The following is a 16072-nucleotide window of genomic DNA, read 5'->3' on the forward strand; positions in this document are numbered from 1 at the left end:
ACATTCGATTCTGTGTTAATCTCGCCTGCAAATTCCGAGGCAAATCACCTGTCAATGGGCATACTGACGCAAGATTGGTAGCCATTAATTAACAAACCACCAGGATACCTATGTCTTCCTACAAGGAACTCCTCGCTCAGCGAGAAAAGCTGGAGAAGCAGATTGAAGAGGCGAAGGCGCGTGAATATGCCGAAGTCCTCGACGAGATCAAGCAGAAAATGGCCGATTACGGCATTACGCTGGCCGAACTCGGCGGCGGTCGCGCAGCAGGCAAGGGCGCCAAGGCAGCCAGCCGCTCGCGCGCAAGCGTCGCTCCGAAATACCGTGACCCTGAAAGCGGCAGCACGTGGTCGGGCCGTGGCAAGCCGCCGCGCTGGATTGCCGGCAAGGACCGCGACGATTTCCTGATTCAGAAGTAATAAATCGCCTTCTGCCGTTCTGGCGATGGGCCCTGCGGCCCGCAAAGCGAAAAAGCCGCGCCGTCACGGGGCAAGCGCGGCTTTTTTGTTGCCCTCCTGCCAATACCTTGCCAATAGCTTGCCAACGCCTTGCGGCATTGTTCTTCCTGGGTAAACGCGAATACGAGGTGTTCTCGTAATCGGCTGATTTAAAAGAAGATTCCAAGGTTATCTCCAATTGGTCATGGTAGGGACATTACAATGGCGGCTATTCCACCTCGCGCTTTGTAACGCATGTCCTCCACCACTGCCATATCGTCATCGGATAAACAGCGCGTCGCGCGCAAGACCACGTTTGTCAGCGTCGGCGTCAATTCGGTGCTGGTCGTGCTGCAAATCGCGGTTGGCGTGTTTGCGCATTCGCAGGCCTTGATCGCCGACGGCATTCATTCGCTCTCCGATCTCGTTTCCGATTTCGTCGTGCTGCTTGCGAACCGCCATAGCGGCGCAAAGCCAGACGCCGATCATAATTACGGCCACAGCCGTTATGAAACGGTAGCCTCATTATTTCTCGGCGCATTGCTGATCGCCGTGGGCGTGGGCATGCTCGCGCGCGCCGGCACGCGCATTGCCAATCTCGGCGACATTCCGCCGGTCCACGCAAGCGCGCTTGCGGTGGCCGTGTTCGTTCTGGTGTCCAAGGAGGCACTCTTTCGCTACATGCTGCGCGAGGCGCAGCGCGTACGCTCGGCCATGCTGATCGCCAACGCGTGGCATGCGCGTTCCGACGCGGCATCGTCGCTCGTGGTCGCCATCGGTATCGTGGGCAGCCTCATGGGCGTGCGGCTGCTCGATCCAATCGCGGCGGCCATCGTCGGCTTCATGGTCGCGCGCATGGGTTGGGTGTTCGGCTGGGACGCGCTCCAGGATCTCTCCGATCGCGCGCTCGACGAAGCGACCACCGCCGACTTGCGCACCACGCTGGTCGGCACGCCCGGCGTGCTCGACGTGCACGAGCTGCGCACGCGCAAGACCGGCGACCTCGCGCTCGTGGACGCGCATATCCTCGTCGATCCGCTGATTTCAGTTTCGGAAGGGCACTACATTGCGGAGATGGCGCGCGCGCGCCTGCTCAAGGATCCGCGTGTGCTCGACGCGCTGATCCACGTCGATCCCGAGGATGACATGCACGTGCGCTCGGTCGCGGACCTGCCGCCGCGCAGCGAAGTCGTGAATGCGCTGCGCGAGGCGCTTGCGGCGCACGGCGTGCGCGTGGAGGCGGTCACGCTCCACTACCTGAGCACGGGCCTCGAAATTCAGGTCGTGCTGGCGGCGCAGGGCGAAGCGGGGCGTCTCGACGGCATCGACATGCAGGCGCTCGCGCGAAGGCTCGGCGCGAGCAAGGTGGAGGCGGTGCGGTCCGCGACGCCGCTGAAAGCGCCTACGGCAGGTCCGGGGCCGGCGGGCGCGTAGTGCCGCGTCAGCCAGCCGGGCCGGGCGAGGCGCTAAGGCTCACAGCGGCAATTGCGTATCGAACTTGATTTCCCGCAGCACGACGCTCGTGCGCACCTGCGCAACAGCGGGAATGCGGAAGATGCGCTCGTGCAGGAAGGTGTCGTAGGCCTTGATGTCCGGCGCGACGATCTTGAGGATGTAATCCGATTCGCCGGTCGTGCTGTAGCACTCGGTCACTTCGGGGCAGGTGGCGATCTCGCGCTCGAACGCCTCGACGCCGCCTTCGGTGTGCCGCGTGAGGTGAATATGCGCGAGCGCACAGACGTGCAGGCCGAGCTTCTCGCGATCGAGCAGCGCCGTGTAGCGCTGGATCACGCCCGACTGCTCCATGTCCTTGATGCGGCGCCAGCACGGCGTGCTGGAGAGGCCCACCTGATCGGAGATTTCCTGCACCGAGCGGCGCGCGTCGAGCTGCAAAAGGCGCAGGATCTTCTGAGAGAACGTATCGAGTGTCAAATGCGCCTCCATGTGCGTCGCCGTATTTCCGAATGTTAGAGGCCGGAAAAACGAAACGCAATGCAAACCGCGCGTGACGAGGGAGATTCCCTAAATTTGATGGTCAGATGGCGGCTTTCTGCCCCGAGGTGTCCCCATCATCGAGATCTGAGCCGGCTGCTGGCGCGGTCTGCTGCGCGCGCAGATCGGCGAGCATGTTGCAGAACAGCGCGCCTTGCTCGATGGCGTCGTCGAGCGCGACATGGGTGTGCGGATGATCGTCGAACCAGTGCTTCGGAAAGCGCGGCTTGATGCACTTGCGGTACGGCAGGCCTGTCATGGCGAACGCGAGCGTCTTGATGTCGAGCGCCGACCACGAGAACGGACAGCGCCCCGCGAAGCGCATCATGTACCAGAACATGAAGGTGAAATCGAAGCCCGCCGGCATGGCCACGAACACCGGCTTGCCGGGCAGCGCCTCCACCCAATCCACATAGGCATTGAGCGCTTCGGCCGGGTCCTGCAGATCCTTGCGGCACGCAGCCCATGCCTCGGGCTGCGTTTCCCACCACGCGGCCTGCACCGGATGCGGCGCCGCGCCTTCGAGCGTGGCGAGATTCGCCGAGAACGTGGCGACCAGACGCTTGTCGGCAGTGTAGGCCGCCGACGCGAAGCTCAGCATCGAGTGCGGGCCGGGGATGGGACCGTCGGCCTCGACGTCGGTGCTGACGTAGATCTCTTCAATGGCGGCTTGATTCGCTGGACTCATGGGCTGGATTCGATAACTGGTTCGAGGTGTGCTGGCGAGCGCGGTCCGGCGCTCAACCCCAGCGGGCCTGGCTCGCACCGCCCGAAACGCCGGGCACGCTGTCTGCTACATACGGATTCGTGCGGCGCTCCTCGCCGAAGGTCGAAACCGGGCCGTGGCCCGGCACGAACGTGACGTCGTTGCCGAGCGGCCAAAGCTTCTCGCGGATCGAGCGGATCAGGTCCGCGTGATTGCCACGCGGAAAGTCGGTGCGGCCGATCGAGCCCGCGAACAGCACATCGCCCACCAGCGCGAGGTCATGCTTGCGGCTGAAGAACACGATGTGCCCAGGCGTGTGGCCGGGACAGTGATAGACCTCCAGCTCTTCATCTCCAAACTGCACGGTGTCGCCGTCCGCGAGCCAGCGGTCGGGCTCGAACGCCTGCGCATGGCCAAAGCCGAAGCGCTCGCTTTGCTGCGGCAACTGATCGATCCAGAAGCGCTCGTCCTCATGCGGTCCGATGATCGGCACGCCGAACTTTTCGGCGAGTTCTTTGGCGCCCGCGCAGTGATCGAGGTGGCCGTGCGTGAGCAGCACCTTTTCGAGCTGCACGCCTTGGCGCGCGATCTCGGCCTCGATGCGATCGAGGTCGCCGCCCGGATCGACCACGGCGGCGCGCCGCGTTGCCTCACAGACGAGAAGCGAACTGTTTTGCTGGAACGGCGTGACGGGAATCAGCGTGACTTTCATGCGCGCGGCTCTTGGATGACGGTGTTGCGGGGATCTGGACAGGCCAAAGACCCGATTGTACCGGGGCGCGCAAGACGTCGCCTCGGCTTGCCGGGGAGCATCTGTCAGCCTTGTCAGACAAGGCCCGCGGATGAGTAAGACAAACGGCTTTGTTACATCAATAGTGAAAAATCATGGAGTTTTCTACCAGGGAAGGATGGCAAGAATTACTTTTAGGTATAATGCGACGCATCAAGCACGTTACGCGTGCATTCACTGGGCGATGTGACCCGCAGTTTAAAACGGGTCTCGATGCATCGCCGTCAAGCAGTGCCGTCGAGGAAGGCTGGCTAAACAGGCTGCCTTACAAGATAGCAAATCAGGTGCCGATCCGTTCGGCACCGCACGTCTTGCCCAGCCAGGTGCTACGCGCCTGCCACGGCCTTGCTGCCGTGACGCTGGGTGGGGCCTACGCCGCCGTTCCTGTGCGCCGTGTGTTACCGGCGCGCCTGAACGTGTACATCGCGTTCGATGGCGGCATGTGGGGTCTGGTCAGGCTGCCGGGGACAGGCTGCGCCAGACGTGAAAGAAAACCAGCGGTTAGCGGCATATGGGGCTGCATCCGGGTATTGGCATTCGCTCGCCTTTTTTCATCGATCGGCGGGAGGGGGGCTTTTGCCTGCGACCGCCGGAGTCATCCGCGAACGCGCAACCAAGGCGCGGGACGGCTCCGAAACACGATGGCTAACTTATGAAACTCGGACTTTCTCGACGACGACTCGGGAGTCTCGCAGCCGTGTCCGTGCTGGCCGGTTGTGCCATGCCGCCTGGTCAGCAGGACCATGCGCAGGGCAACGCGCTCAGCACCAAGGACGCGCACACGGCGTTCGCCGCTCCGCAGAGCTACGGCTCCGCGTTCGGGGCGCTGCCTGCAGCAGGCGCCGGCAAGGGCAACTCGCTTGCCGACGCACAACCGATCGACGACAGCACGCCTGACGTCGGCTCGTTCCATCAGACCGGCCGCGCCTCGTGGTACGGCCGCGCGTTCCATGGCCGCAAGACCGCGAGCGGCGAACGCTTCGACATGAAGGCGCTGACCGCTGCGCATCGCACGCTGCCGCTCGGCTCCTATGTGCGCGTGAGCGTCCCCGCAACGTCGAAGTCCGTCGTGGTGAAGATCAACGACCGCGGGCCGTACGTGCGTGGCCGCGTTCTCGATCTGTCCTATGCGGCAGCGAAGATGCTGGGCCTCCAGCATGCGGGCACCGCGAAGGTGAACATCGAAGGTCTCTCGCGCCAGGAAGCGAAGGCCGCGCAAGCCGAAATGCTGGCAGCAAACTCGAGCACCAACTGAGATTCGCCACGCTGAGATTGCAAACATGAAGGGCCGCGTCGATCGATCGACGCGGCCCTTCGGTTTTTCTGCGGTGCTTTTCTGCCGTGTTTTGCAGCCGCATGGCCCGATGCGGCTTGTTGCGGTTATCGACGCTTAGTTGACGTCTTCCTCGCCGCCTTCGTTCTTCAGCTCCAGCGCTCGCGCATAGAGCGCATTGCGCGACGCGCCGGTGAGCGCCGCCGCGATCTTTGCCGCGCCCTTCACCGGCACTTCCCCCAGCAGCACACGCAGTAGCGCATCGTGATCGGCGTCGCCAGGCGACTGCGCGCTCGCGCCCTCCACGACCAGCACGAACTCGCCGCGCTGACGATTTGCATCGGCGGCCAGCCACGCTGGCCCTTCGGCCAGGGTGCCGCACCAGAGCGCCTCATGTAGCTTCGTCAACTCGCGGGCGATCAGCAGACGCCGCGCCGGGCCGAATGCATCGGCGAGTGCCTGCACGGTTTCGACAACGCGATGCGGCGCTTCATAGAACACCATCGCATGCGCATGCGTTCCCAGCGCTTGCAACGCGGCCGCGCGTTGCTTGGGCTTGGACGGCAGAAAGCCGAGGAACGTGAAGGTCGCGACCCAGTCGCCGGCTGCGGAAAGCGCCGTGGCGAGCGCGCTCGCGCCCGGCAGCGGCACGACCTGGAAACCGGCGGCACGCACTGCATCGACGAGCTTCGCGCCGGGGTCCGAGATGCCGGGCGTGCCCGCGTCCGAGACGCAGGCCACGCGCTCGCCCGCGCGCAGATGCTCGATCACGCGCAGCGCCGCTTCGCGCTCGTTGTGCTCGTGCACGGCGATGAGCGGCTTCGAAATGCCGTAGCGCGCGAGCAGCTGGCCCGTGTTACGCGTGTCCTCGGCGGCGATGCGATCGACGAGACCGAGCACATGCAGCGCGCGCAAGGTGATGTCGGCCGCGTTGCCGATGGGCGTCGCTACAACGTACAGCGTGGCGGCGGGATATTGCTGGGCCTGGGCGAGTTCGAGGAGGGACGTCATGACACGGCGAACGCAGGAAAAGAGGCCGCCATTGTGCCATGTGGGGAAAGTCGCAGCGGAACAGGGCACGCGGCAGCGCGAGAGCGGCATACGCGCCTCGCGCACGCGCGCAGGTGCGGATGAACTTTCGAGTCCACCTTGCGACAACTTTTACGCGCGCGGCCGGTCCAATGCCGAACGCCGCGAGGCAGGTGCGCGTTTTGAATCGCACGCACTCGCTTTTTTGCAGCGTCAGCGCCTCGTGCTGGTCGCGCGCAACGTGCATTGCCGTGCCGGCGAACTGGACCTGGTGATGCGCGATCGCGACGGCACGCTTGTTTTTGTGGAAGTGCGCGCACGCACGCGGCACGGTTACGGCGGCGCGGCGGCGAGCGTGGGCTGGCACAAGCAGCAGCGCATCTTGCGGGCGGCGCGCCATTACCTGACGAGCCTCGCGATGCGCGCGCATGCACGCGAGGCGTTGCCGCTGGCGTGCCGCTTCGACGTGGTGACGTTCGACGGCGGGCGCCTCGCGTGGCTGCGCGATGCGTTTCGCGAAGATGGACGTTGAGCGGAGGAAGTGCAAGACGATACGGCGACGCGCGTTCACGCACGACGCCGAGCGCGAAAAAATCGGTATGGAAAGCGCGAGCGGAAAAGAACGCCGGAAGAGAACGAGCGTGAGTGCGCTAAACTTGCGGCACGCCGCAATCACGCGGAATATTCGCGATACCCGCAGTACAGATTAGAGAGTCGATGTCCGTCGAACGAATTCAACAGCACTTTCGCGACAGCGCAGCCGTCAAGCTCGCCGCGATGGAAGCCCTGGCCGTGCCGATTGCCGCCGCGGTCGACACGATGTTCGCCGCGCTGGCGAACGGCAACAAAATACTCGCATGCGGCAATGGCGGCTCGGCCGCTGACGCCCAGCACTTCGCCGCCGAACTGATCGGCCGCTTCGAGCGCGAACGCCCGAGCCTGCCCGCGCTCGCGCTCACGACCGATGCCTCCGTGCTCACGGCGCTGGCGAATGACTACGCCTATGACCAGGTGTTCGCGCGGCAAGTGCGTGCGCTCGGCCAGCCCGGCGACGTGCTGCTCGCCATCACGACCTCGGGCAACTCAGCGAACGTGCTGGCCGCCATCGAAGTCGCGCACGAGCGCGAAATGATCGTGATTGCGCTGACCGGCAAAGGTGGCGGCATGGTCAACGATGCGCTCGCCGATACCGACATCCATCTGAGCGTGCCGTCCGATCGGACCGCGCGCATCCAGGAAGTGCACCTGCTAACGATCCACTGCCTGTGCGACGGCATCGACGCGATGCTGCTGGGCGAAGACTGACCGCGAAGGACGAAGGAGAGGGAGTTGATGAGCAGAAACAGCAAGATGCGCGCGCTGGCCCGGACCACGCTGACGATCGGCTTCGCAGCCTCGCTGTGCGCGAGCCTGCAGGGTTGCTTCCTCGCCGTCGCGGGCGCGGCGGCGGGCGGCACAGCGCTGGTGGCAACCGACCGGCGCACCGTGGGCTCGCAGACCGAAGACCGCGAGATCCAGGTGAAGGCGCTCTCGAACCTGAGCAGCGGCCTGCCCGATAGCTCGCACGTGAACGTGGCCGTGTTCAACCAGCGCGTGCTGATAACGGGCGAGGTGCCCGACGACGGATCGAAGCAGAAAGCCGAGACCCTCGTGCGTGGCGTCGCGAACGTGGGATCGGTCATCAACGAACTGGCGGTTCAGCCGGCGAGCTCATTCTCGTCGCGCGCCAACGACTCCTACCTCGAAGGGCGCGTGAAGAGCGAGCTGATTGCCTATAAGGACATCTCGGCGAATAACTTCAAGGTGGTGAGCGAGCGCGGCATTATCTATCTGATGGGCCTCGTGACCACGCAGGAAGGCAACATTGGCGCGAACGCGGCGAGCACGGTGCCTGGCGTGATGCAGGTGGTGAAGTGCTATCAGTACATTCAGCCGGCGCAGGCGGCTGCGGCGAATGCATCGGCTAGCGGCAATGGCGCGACGACAGCGCCGGTGAGCGCCGCCGATGCGCCGACTGTGGGCGCGGTGCCTGACGCGGGGGTGAGTTCCAAACCGCTCGATGTGCAATCGCCCGCGCCGGTGAAGGATTCTGCGCCGGTGCGTCCGGGTAGCAATGGGAAGACGATGTGATGGTGATGCGTGCTTTGGTTGCGCCTCGGCGATGGGTTGCTGGGGTGGTGGTGCTTGCTGGCGTTGCAGGAGGGGCTCCGGCTTTCGCTGCTGATGCTGCTGCTGTGGGTAACGGGCCGGTTGTTGCGCGCTCCAATGCTTGCATGGGGTGTCATGCGGTGGATCGGAAGCTCGTCGGGCCTTCGTTTAAGGATATTGCTGCTAAGTACAAGGGTGATGCTGGTGCGCAGGGCAAGCTCGAGAAGAAGGTACGGGATGGGGGCGCTGGGGTTTGGGGCGCGGTTCCTATGCCCGCGCATCCGCGGATGAGTGCGGGGGATGTGAAGGATGTGGTGGCCTGGGTTTTGGCTGGGGCGCCGGATTTCCCTGCTTCCAAGTAATGCGCGCGTTTTCGCGGACTCTTAAGGTTGAGGTCGCGCAATTTTGGTGCTTGGCACAAGCGGAAATTGCTGTGCTAGAATCGACTGGATAGTGGGGCGGTAGCTCAGCTGGGAGAGCGTCGCGTTCGCAATGCGAAGGTCGGGAGTTCGATCCTCCTCCGCTCCACCAACAGATTCAAGGGCTTAGCCGATGGCTAGGCCTTTTTTCTTTGGTAGATTCGATTTATTGCGCCAATTTTGCGCCACTTGGGCTGTCGAAGCCTTAGGCGCAACACTTGAGGAGCAGTGAATGGCATCTATCACCCGTCGAGGCGATCTTCAGTGGCAGGCCCGCGTTCGCCGCAAGGGCTACCCGGTCCAGATCAAGACGTTCAACACACGAGCTGAAGCAGAGGCTTGGGCTCGACTGATCGAGTCGGAGATCGATCGCGGCGTCTTCGTCAGCCGAGCCGAAGCGGAATCGACCACGCTTGCTGAAGCGCTCGATCGATACGATCGCGAAATCGCCGCCTCCAAGAAGGGCTACGTGCAGGAAGCGTCTCTTCTGCGCATTTGGAAGAGCACGGTCATCGCGTCCAGACCTATGGCTTCGGTGCGAAGCGCGGACATTGCCAAACTGAGGGACGATTGGTTGAAACAGGCCAATCCTCCATTGAAGCCAGCCAGCGTGGTGCGGCGCCTCGCTGTCCTCTCCCATGTCTTCAGCATCGCCCGGAAGGAATGGGGCATGGAAAGTCTGCTCAATCCCCTCGAGCTGGTGCGCAAGCCACCCGCCAACAATGCACGTACCCGCCGGATTGCCGCCGAAACCGACACTGAGTCTGGTCGTCAAACGGAGGCAGGGGAGCTGGAGCGTGTCGTGGCGGCAAGTGGTTCGGACTTGCTGCCTGCCATTATTTGGCTCGCCGTCGAAACGGCTATGCGACGCGGGGAAATCGTCGATCTCCAGTGGGAGCACGTTGACCTACGCCGACGGGTCGCACACCTCCCGGAAACCAAGAACGGGAGTTCCAGAGACGTTCCCTTGTCGACACGTGCCGTCGAAGTGCTCAAGGAGCAACGAAAAGCTGCCAAGACTCGCTGCGACGACGACAGGGTCTTTCCAATTCGTAGTGATGCGGTAACACGGGCGTTCGAACGTGCTGTTGAACGTGCGCGGGCCATCTACGTAACCGAATGCAGAGATGCTGGGAAGGTGCCCAGCAAATCCTATCTGGATGATCTCCGGTTCCACGACCTTCGCCATGAGGCAACTTCTCGCCTAGCGTCGATATTCCCAGTGCACGAGCTGGCGAAGATTACCGGACATCGCGACCCGCGTATGCTTATGCGGTACTACCATCCTCGAGCTGAGGATCTGGCGAAACGGCTTAAGTGACTGTCGTGCGGCCCAGGCTCGGCAGTTTTCCGAGTCGGTTGGTGCAACCGACCCGTGAGCGCAAAAGGTCCACGATGAATCCCGAACTGGCCGCCGAATTGGCTGACGAGGCACAAATGAAGGCCGCTATGCGCGAGTTGCGCAAGCTGAGAAAAGAAAGCGAGCCCCTTAGCCGTTCATGGTCCGATACGAGGGTCGCCAGACTCAGGTATGAGCGGGAATACGCGTTCGCGGTCAGGCAACTACAAGAACGGGAGGACCGCATTATGGATGAGTTATGGCCCTATCTCGCTAAGATTGAAGCGCTAGAGAAACAGGTGAGGAAGCTAGACCGCAAGATACGGAAAGCGCGGGCGTGATGCATGCCGCGGTGCGTGGCAAGGTATTGCGCGAGGCGTGCGCCACCACCCGCAGGTAGTGAGTGCCTGTCGGCGGCGTTGGCGAAATCTGAGAGTTAGAGGACTCGTATAACGCCGACGCTGCTGGGTAATGCAGATTCCCAAAAGCAGGTGGCTTTCGGCAATATGTATCGCTTCATCGCGCGCAACAGCGGCCTCATGTTTCAGTCGGACGTCAATCCTGCGGCCCATTTGTATTGCCCCGGGGCCGAGGAAAGCAAGAATGGCTCCGCCCGACGAACGGTACCGGAACGGCACTCGTATAACGCCGTCGTTTCCCAAATTGCATAAATTCCTCTGGCTCGCGCCAAATCACATCCTACGCGACGTACTTACGTACATACATATGTACGTAAGTCATTGTTTTTAAAGGAATATTGACTGCGTCGGCCGCTCGTTCTAAATTACTCCACACAATTCGTGATGGCGATCTCACATCGTTCGCCACGATGACACTAGAGCCGCTGGGCCAAGTCAGCGAAGAGATAACCCAGCATTAGGCGTCGGGAGTCAACGAGCAGGGCGGATAACGCGCAAAGCCGCTCTGATCACTGACTCGGTACTCCGCTAGTCGCCCGAATAGGGTCCTCGCACGTGGGGAACGACACCCCACACGCGCTCTTGCTCGTGTATGAGAGGAAAACGTGAGCTCCCTACCAGCCACGGACGGCGGATCCCCGCGCGTCATATTCATCGAACAGCTCGCCGACCTGATCGGCAAAACTCCCGCCACCATTCGCACCTTTGTTTCGAAGGCGCAATATCGGCACCTCATCCCCACGCCGTTCAAGATGCCGCACAGCCGCAGGCTGTGTTGGTACGAGCACGACGTTTTCGCCTGGATTGAACAGAGCCATCGGGGGCAGCAATGACGCGCCCCGCTGATACCAACAAACAGGCTCCTTCTGCCACGACAGGCGAAACCGAAAACACTGCGGCTCTGCTGTGGGCAAAACGCGGGTGGATGATCGCATTCGCGGCGTGCCTGACGGCCGTCGTTCTCACTCATCCCTTCAACTGGATTTGGCTGGCTTCGGCGGCGGTCTGTCTGGTTATCGCCCTGAGCACGCATGAGCGTCTCAACGCCGTTAGAGGCACGCCGTGTAGGTGGAGGGACGTATTCGATTGCGAAGACCCCCTCACTGCGTGGCTCAACAAGCGAACATCCAATACCCGGGAGCGCAAGTGATGGACATGAAGCAAACCGCAAAATCAGCTGGGGTTGAGATCGCAAAACGCCTCTTCCTCCCGTTCTACGCGTTCCGAAAGAACGTGCAATCGTTCAGGGTAGCAAAACAGCAGCACGACGAGAACATCGTCTACATCAAGGCGCTGTATGCACGCGCGAAACAAAAAGCTCGCGCCGAACAGCAAGGCGAAGGCGGTGCCGTTAGCGAGCAGGGGTTCGAGGAGATGATGCGCTGCCGATCAGTCGGCGCACCAAGCATTGGAGATCTGCAGCGACGGTTTCTTTTTCAGAAGCGTCTCGCCATCGGGACCGGCGCGGTTTTCCTCCTGATGGGCGTCTACGCCCTCTCACGAGGCAACCTGCTCGGCATCTTCACGCTTGTGGCTGGTCTACCTGTGATGTTCATGGCCAGCCTGACCGCGCAATTTCGCCTCTGGCAGCTTCGAAGCCGGCGGCTATCGCGAGCTGAGCACGGCGGCCTGAATGACTTCACGAAAGAGCCTGGCTGGTTTGCCAGCGTTCTCGATCCGGAGCTCGGAAAGCAACAGAAAGGGGCGCGAGTATGAAACGCAGAACAGCACGCTTCCTTACGGCGATTCTAACTAGCCTCGTCGCGTTGCCTGCATTTGCCGACGGCACGACCCTCGGTGAAATCAGCCAAGCCGCAAGCCGCTCGGGTGACATCAGCCGCAAAGTCCTGGTCGGAATCTTCGGTAACGTCGTGAATAACCCACTCGCGACCGGCGGGGCCGGAGGGGGCGATACGATCCTCTCCAGCATCTTCCAGGTGGCGAACGGCGGACTGCTCGTCGTAGGAGCCTTCTTCGCCTGCTATGTATGGTTCAAGAGGCTATCTCAAGCCGCGCATTCAGGCGCGGTGTACGGGCCTGACAAGGGGACCTTGTGGGGGCCAGTTCGGCTTGTGTGGGGCCTCGCCTCGCTGGTGCCGACTGCCAACGGCTGGGCACTCTCCCAGCTCCTGATGCTGTGGGCAGCATCAGTCATGGGCGTTGGGCTCGCCAACATGGGAACCGACTCGGCAATCCAGGCCTTCGCGGACGGGAAGGGGATGGTGCTGCAACCGGCCATGCCCAGCACGATACAGCTCGCGCGAGATCTGTATCAGTCCAACCTGTGCATGCACGCGTACAACGCGAGCCTCGCGACGATCGGGGCAAATGGAGGCTTTCCGCCGGATCAGAAGGAATACGTGCAAGTCACGTCCGGCTCACAAGGCCTCGTATTGCGTAACCCCATCGGCACGAAATATTGCGGCGGTGCCGATATCAATGCGTCGAAGCTGACTCAGCAAGACCAATCGACCAACTGGTTCAGCGGCACCATTGATACGACGGCGCTGTTCCAAGCGCACCTGCAGGCCCTCAAAGCGATGGAAAACACGCTGTCGCCGGCGGCGGCTGCATTCGTGCAGGCCGTTATTGATCAGCAAATGAATGCCGGCGCCGTTATCCCGGATGCCGAGGTAGCAATTCAGTCGGCCGCGCAGCAGTACGAGGCCACGATACAGAGCCAGGCAGCGACAACCATCGGCAACATCAGCAGCCTGGCCAGCCAGCTCAGCAGTTCGATCAAGGAGTCTGGATGGTGGTCGCTCGGCGCGTGGTATCAGACGTTTGCTCAGGCCAACAGCAAGCTCTCTGATGCGGTGTCGGCCGTCGCACATGTGTACAAAGAACAGGTAGGTGGGAACGATGGCGTTTCCACGCTGCGCTCCCAAGTCGACAACGCATTCCAGCTTCAAGAAGCTGGCTCGACGACGACGCAACCGTTGGGCAACGCAGGAAATGCCAGCGAAAAGGATGGGGGTAAAGCCCTCAGCCAGATCTTCTCGGGCTTTGGGCAGAAGATCATCGCCGCGATGACCAGCAGCGGAGACGCAGAGCGTGGCACCGTGAACCCGCTCATCAAGATGAAAAATCTCGGGGACTACACCTTGGGAGGCGTCGAAAGCGCCTTCGGCGTATGGGTCGGCTTGAACGCCGTCGTCGCCGGCGCAGATGCCAGCATCTGGGGGAAAGTCGCGAACATTGCGTCCGGCCTCGGTGCAGCCGCCGGAGCGGCACTGCATGCGACGGAGCCTATGTTGTTCACACTGCTCATTCCCCTCCTGTTCATCGGTGCAGGCTTGTCTCTGTACCTGCCCATGATCCCGTTCATCACTTGGTTCGGGGCGGTTATAAATTGGATCATCATCGTAGGCGAAGCCGTCGTGGCCGCCCCTCTGTGGGCGATGACACACATCGGCGGTGAGGGCGATGGCATGGGCCAACGCACAGCACATGGATACATCTTCCTGCTGAACGTGGCGGTGCGCCCGATCCTGATGGTGATTGGCTTTTTCTTTGGCGGTGCCGTCCTGCAGGAAGGCGGAACGGTGCTCAACTTGTTCTTCGGGATAGCTGTCGCCAATGCCCAGTTCGACTCACTCACAGGTATCGTGAGCGTCATCGGCTACCTCGTGATTTATTACATGCTCTGCGCGAACCTGATTCAAACGAGCTTCAGCCTGATATTCGTTGTTCCCGACCAGGTACTCAACTGGGTGGGTGGTTTAGCATCGGCGACGCTCGGCCGCGAAACGACTGGTGAAGTTCGCGGGGCACTCGCGGTGTTTGCAGGCAAGCTTGAGCGAATCATGCCGGGCGCCCCCACGCGTAACCCGGCTAAGGGCGGCAGCCGCCCAGGTAACACCGACGGAATGCGTTCGTGAGGAAATAAGTCATGCTAAATTTATCAATCGTATTGGTTCCGGTCGTGCTGGCTCTCGCGTCGATCGCTGGCCTCGTTTTCAGTGGATTTGGATTGTTCGTAGGCGTGGGCATGCGCGACGGCATGCCGTGGATCGTAACGTCCGTTGCCGGCCTGGTCGTGGCCATTGTCTGGATCCGGACGTCCGCAAGCCACCTGACCGCAAAACTGCAGCGACAGGTTCAACGCGTCGCCCCTCCGGGTTTTCATCCAGCTGTCGAGGCCAGCGCCCCGACCGAAGGTCAGTATGTAGGGATCTCGACGGAGACCGGCAGCGTGGTAGTCGTTGACAAGAAGAAGGGCATCGCCAAGCAGATGCCGATCGACAAGGTGTCGCGGTGGGAGTTTGAAGATGCCGAACGGGGCAGCACTTACCTCGTGCTGTGGTTCAACGAGCATGCGTTGCCGTCGGCACGGGTGCTTGTACCACGTCGAAGTGTCGATGACACGGCATCGCGGTTGCGAATGACGTTGGGGTTCTAGCAAACAAGACCGGGCCTGATGGCCCGGTTTTTCTATGCGAGCGTGGCGCGGATCTCGTGCAACTCAAGGATCTCATGCTCTGCCACGCCTCGTCGGCGCAGCCTGAGCGCGGCCGCCGATCGCAGCACCTGGTGCTCGAGCCGCTGCTGCTCGAGCAACCGGCCCAGCAGAATCACCCGTGCCTGCGGCCTCGAGGGCCCGGAGCTGCGTAGGGCTCTCGAACGCCCAGCGATCGAGGATCTGCCAGCCGCGGTAATGGAGCGCTGGCCAGCGTAGCCGACGTCAGCACGCCGGCCGCGATCGACAGCGGCCGGGTGGGTTCAGCGTGCATGGGGCTCTCCAATCGATCGCAGGTAGGTGATCATCCGCGTGTTATTGCCGATCGACGTCGACGGGAGGCCACCGTTCTTCCGCAGCTCATCGACATGTTCCGGCGAAAAACCCATGTCGGCCAAGGCCGCATCGTCACCCTTCGCAAGCGCTTTGTTGGCTGCACGCATGAGGTCGTTTGCCGACTGCATACGTGCGATCTCGAACCGGATTGCATCCGGGCTGATAGGATGTTCAGTTGCCATGTCATCACCTCTAGCCAGGTGGTGGTGTGGAAGTCCCGCCCGTGTGCTGCAACACCCGGGCGGGGCGCTTAATGTGGATCAGGTAGACGGCGGCGCCTCCTGGTCCGACTGCTGCTCGCTGAGCTCGGCGCGAATATCGGGCTGCAACTCGAGCTGGGCAGCATAGACCAGCGGCGTACCGCAGCGTGTGTAATCGTCACTCATTGCCGTTCTTGATCCGTGCCTGTAACTCGGCTCGCTGCTTGGCAAAGCTAGCTTCTGCTTCTTCATTGGATACCCATTTGGTATTCGGATCGTCCGCCTCTTCAAGGCCCTTGCTAACCTCTTCCTGATACCACTGGTCATAGGCTGCTGCGTCGGCAAGCAACTGCAACGTAGGCTCGTGTCGAGTGGTGACCCGCTCGAGGATCAAGCGGTAAGCCTGCAGGGGCGACAGCCCTTGCTCGGCCAGAATGGTCGCCGCCTCGTCGTGGAGCACGTCGATCCGCGCCTTGGCCTCGTCGTCGGTCATGATCAATACCTCGCTTCTTTCTGGTGTCGGAC

General features: G+C 62.0%; 21 protein-coding genes and 1 tRNA gene. 14 read left to right on the forward strand and 8 right to left on the reverse strand.

All coding sequences use genetic code 11. The features are described from left to right. Positions 1-110: 110 nt before the first annotated feature. Together P5W99_RS00520 and P5W99_RS00525 are read left to right on the forward strand one after the other, a co-directional pair. The gene (locus P5W99_RS00520) at positions 111-419 is read left to right on the forward strand and encodes an H-NS family nucleoid-associated regulatory protein (protein WP_035523518.1); all 309 of its coding nucleotides are present in this window, start codon (positions 111-113) and stop codon (positions 417-419) included. Positions 420-692: 273 nt separating this feature from the next. After that, a complete protein-coding gene (locus P5W99_RS00525) occupies positions 693-1871 on the forward strand; it encodes a cation diffusion facilitator family transporter (protein WP_421022730.1) in 1179 nt (392 codons plus the stop codon). Positions 1872-1910: 39 nt separating this feature from the next. Here P5W99_RS00525 and P5W99_RS00530 read toward each other — a convergent pair whose 3' ends face one another. The 3 genes from P5W99_RS00530 to P5W99_RS00540 all read right to left on the reverse strand — a co-directional run bounded on the left by P5W99_RS00530 (position 1911) and on the right by P5W99_RS00540 (position 3847). Then, positions 1911-2381, reverse strand: a complete 471-nt coding sequence (locus tag P5W99_RS00530) for an Lrp/AsnC family transcriptional regulator (protein ID WP_174220033.1) — start codon at positions 2379-2381, stop codon at positions 1911-1913. Positions 2382-2472: 91 nt separating this feature from the next. Beyond that, positions 2473-3117, reverse strand: a complete 645-nt coding sequence (locus P5W99_RS00535; RefSeq protein WP_421022731.1) for an exonuclease — start codon at positions 3115-3117, stop codon at positions 2473-2475. Positions 3118-3169: 52 nt separating this feature from the next. Next, positions 3170-3847 carry an MBL fold metallo-hydrolase gene (locus tag P5W99_RS00540; protein ID WP_421022732.1) on the reverse strand — a complete coding sequence of 226 codons (678 nt, stop codon included), beginning with the start codon at positions 3845-3847 and terminating at the stop codon, positions 3170-3172. A gap of 730 nt (positions 3848-4577) precedes the next feature. Here P5W99_RS00540 and P5W99_RS00545 point away from each other — a divergent pair. Continuing rightward, the gene (locus P5W99_RS00545; RefSeq protein WP_421022733.1) at positions 4578-5180 is read left to right on the forward strand and encodes a septal ring lytic transglycosylase RlpA family protein; all 603 of its coding nucleotides are present in this window, start codon (positions 4578-4580) and stop codon (positions 5178-5180) included. Positions 5181-5315: 135 nt separating this feature from the next. Here P5W99_RS00545 and rsmI read toward each other — a convergent pair whose 3' ends face one another. Further along, positions 5316-6209 carry a 16S rRNA (cytidine(1402)-2'-O)-methyltransferase gene (gene rsmI, locus P5W99_RS00550; protein ID WP_421022734.1) on the reverse strand — a complete coding sequence of 298 codons (894 nt, stop codon included), beginning with the start codon at positions 6207-6209 and terminating at the stop codon, positions 5316-5318. Here rsmI and P5W99_RS00555 point away from each other — a divergent pair. The 11 genes from P5W99_RS00555 (at position 6208) to P5W99_RS00605 (ending at position 14954) form a co-directional block, all read left to right on the forward strand. Continuing rightward, complete coding sequence (locus P5W99_RS00555; RefSeq protein WP_421022735.1) at positions 6208-6759, forward strand: YraN family protein; 552 nt, start codon at positions 6208-6210, stop codon at positions 6757-6759. The genes rsmI and P5W99_RS00555 overlap by 2 nt on opposite strands. A gap of 185 nt (positions 6760-6944) precedes the next feature. Next, entirely contained in the window at positions 6945-7532 is a 588-nt protein-coding gene (locus P5W99_RS00560) for a phosphoheptose isomerase (protein WP_035523528.1), read from the forward strand. 27 nt (positions 7533-7559) lie between these two features. Then, positions 7560-8357, forward strand: coding sequence for a BON domain-containing protein (locus P5W99_RS00565; protein WP_421022736.1), 798 nt, complete (start codon positions 7560-7562; stop codon positions 8355-8357). Between the two features lie 5 nt (positions 8358-8362). Then, entirely contained in the window at positions 8363-8737 is a 375-nt protein-coding gene (locus P5W99_RS00570; RefSeq protein ID WP_421025142.1) for a c-type cytochrome, read from the forward strand. 93 nt (positions 8738-8830) lie between these two features. Next, positions 8831-8906: transfer RNA gene (locus P5W99_RS00575), tRNA-Ala, on the forward strand. 120 nt (positions 8907-9026) lie between these two features. Further along, entirely contained in the window at positions 9027-10115 is a 1089-nt protein-coding gene (locus P5W99_RS00580; protein WP_231151903.1) for an integrase, read from the forward strand. A gap of 74 nt (positions 10116-10189) precedes the next feature. After that, positions 10190-10474 carry a hypothetical protein gene (locus tag P5W99_RS00585; RefSeq protein WP_038718521.1) on the forward strand — a complete coding sequence of 95 codons (285 nt, stop codon included), beginning with the start codon at positions 10190-10192 and terminating at the stop codon, positions 10472-10474. Between the two features lie 683 nt (positions 10475-11157). Beyond that, on the forward strand, positions 11158-11385 hold the full coding sequence (locus P5W99_RS00590) for a helix-turn-helix transcriptional regulator (RefSeq protein ID WP_009971166.1): 228 nt from the start codon (positions 11158-11160) through the stop codon (positions 11383-11385). Positions 11386-11701: 316 nt separating this feature from the next. Continuing rightward, entirely contained in the window at positions 11702-12268 is a 567-nt protein-coding gene (locus P5W99_RS00595) for a hypothetical protein (protein ID WP_434661429.1), read from the forward strand. After that, a complete protein-coding gene (locus P5W99_RS00600) occupies positions 12265-14433 on the forward strand; it encodes a DotA/TraY family protein (RefSeq protein WP_316401857.1) in 2169 nt (722 codons plus the stop codon). The genes P5W99_RS00595 and P5W99_RS00600 overlap by 4 nt, the downstream gene beginning before the upstream one ends. Positions 14434-14444: 11 nt before the next feature. Beyond that, on the forward strand, positions 14445-14954 hold the full coding sequence (locus P5W99_RS00605) for a hypothetical protein (protein WP_434661431.1): 510 nt from the start codon (positions 14445-14447) through the stop codon (positions 14952-14954). Positions 14955-14986: 32 nt separating this feature from the next. Here the strand turns inward: P5W99_RS00605 and P5W99_RS00610 are convergent, their stop codons facing one another. The 4 genes from P5W99_RS00610 to P5W99_RS00625 all read right to left on the reverse strand — a co-directional run bounded on the left by P5W99_RS00610 (position 14987) and on the right by P5W99_RS00625 (position 16040). Then, positions 14987-15130, reverse strand: a complete 144-nt coding sequence (locus P5W99_RS00610; protein ID WP_183161156.1) for a hypothetical protein — start codon at positions 15128-15130, stop codon at positions 14987-14989. Between the two features lie 144 nt (positions 15131-15274). Continuing rightward, positions 15275-15529: a hypothetical protein gene (locus tag P5W99_RS00615; protein WP_434661433.1), complete on the reverse strand. Its 255-nt coding sequence runs from the start codon at positions 15527-15529 to the stop codon at positions 15275-15277. A gap of 78 nt (positions 15530-15607) precedes the next feature. Next, positions 15608-15733 carry a hypothetical protein gene (locus P5W99_RS00620; protein ID WP_434661435.1) on the reverse strand — a complete coding sequence of 42 codons (126 nt, stop codon included), beginning with the start codon at positions 15731-15733 and terminating at the stop codon, positions 15608-15610. Further along, on the reverse strand, positions 15726-16040 hold the full coding sequence (locus tag P5W99_RS00625) for a hypothetical protein (RefSeq protein WP_243435687.1): 315 nt from the start codon (positions 16038-16040) through the stop codon (positions 15726-15728). Before P5W99_RS00625 ends, P5W99_RS00620 begins: the two co-directional genes overlap by 8 nt. Between the last annotated feature and the right edge of the window lie 32 nt (positions 16041-16072).

This window comes from Paraburkholderia sp. A3BS-1L (assembly GCF_051125215.1).
Taxonomy (GTDB): Bacteria; Pseudomonadota; Gammaproteobacteria; order Burkholderiales; family Burkholderiaceae; genus Paraburkholderia.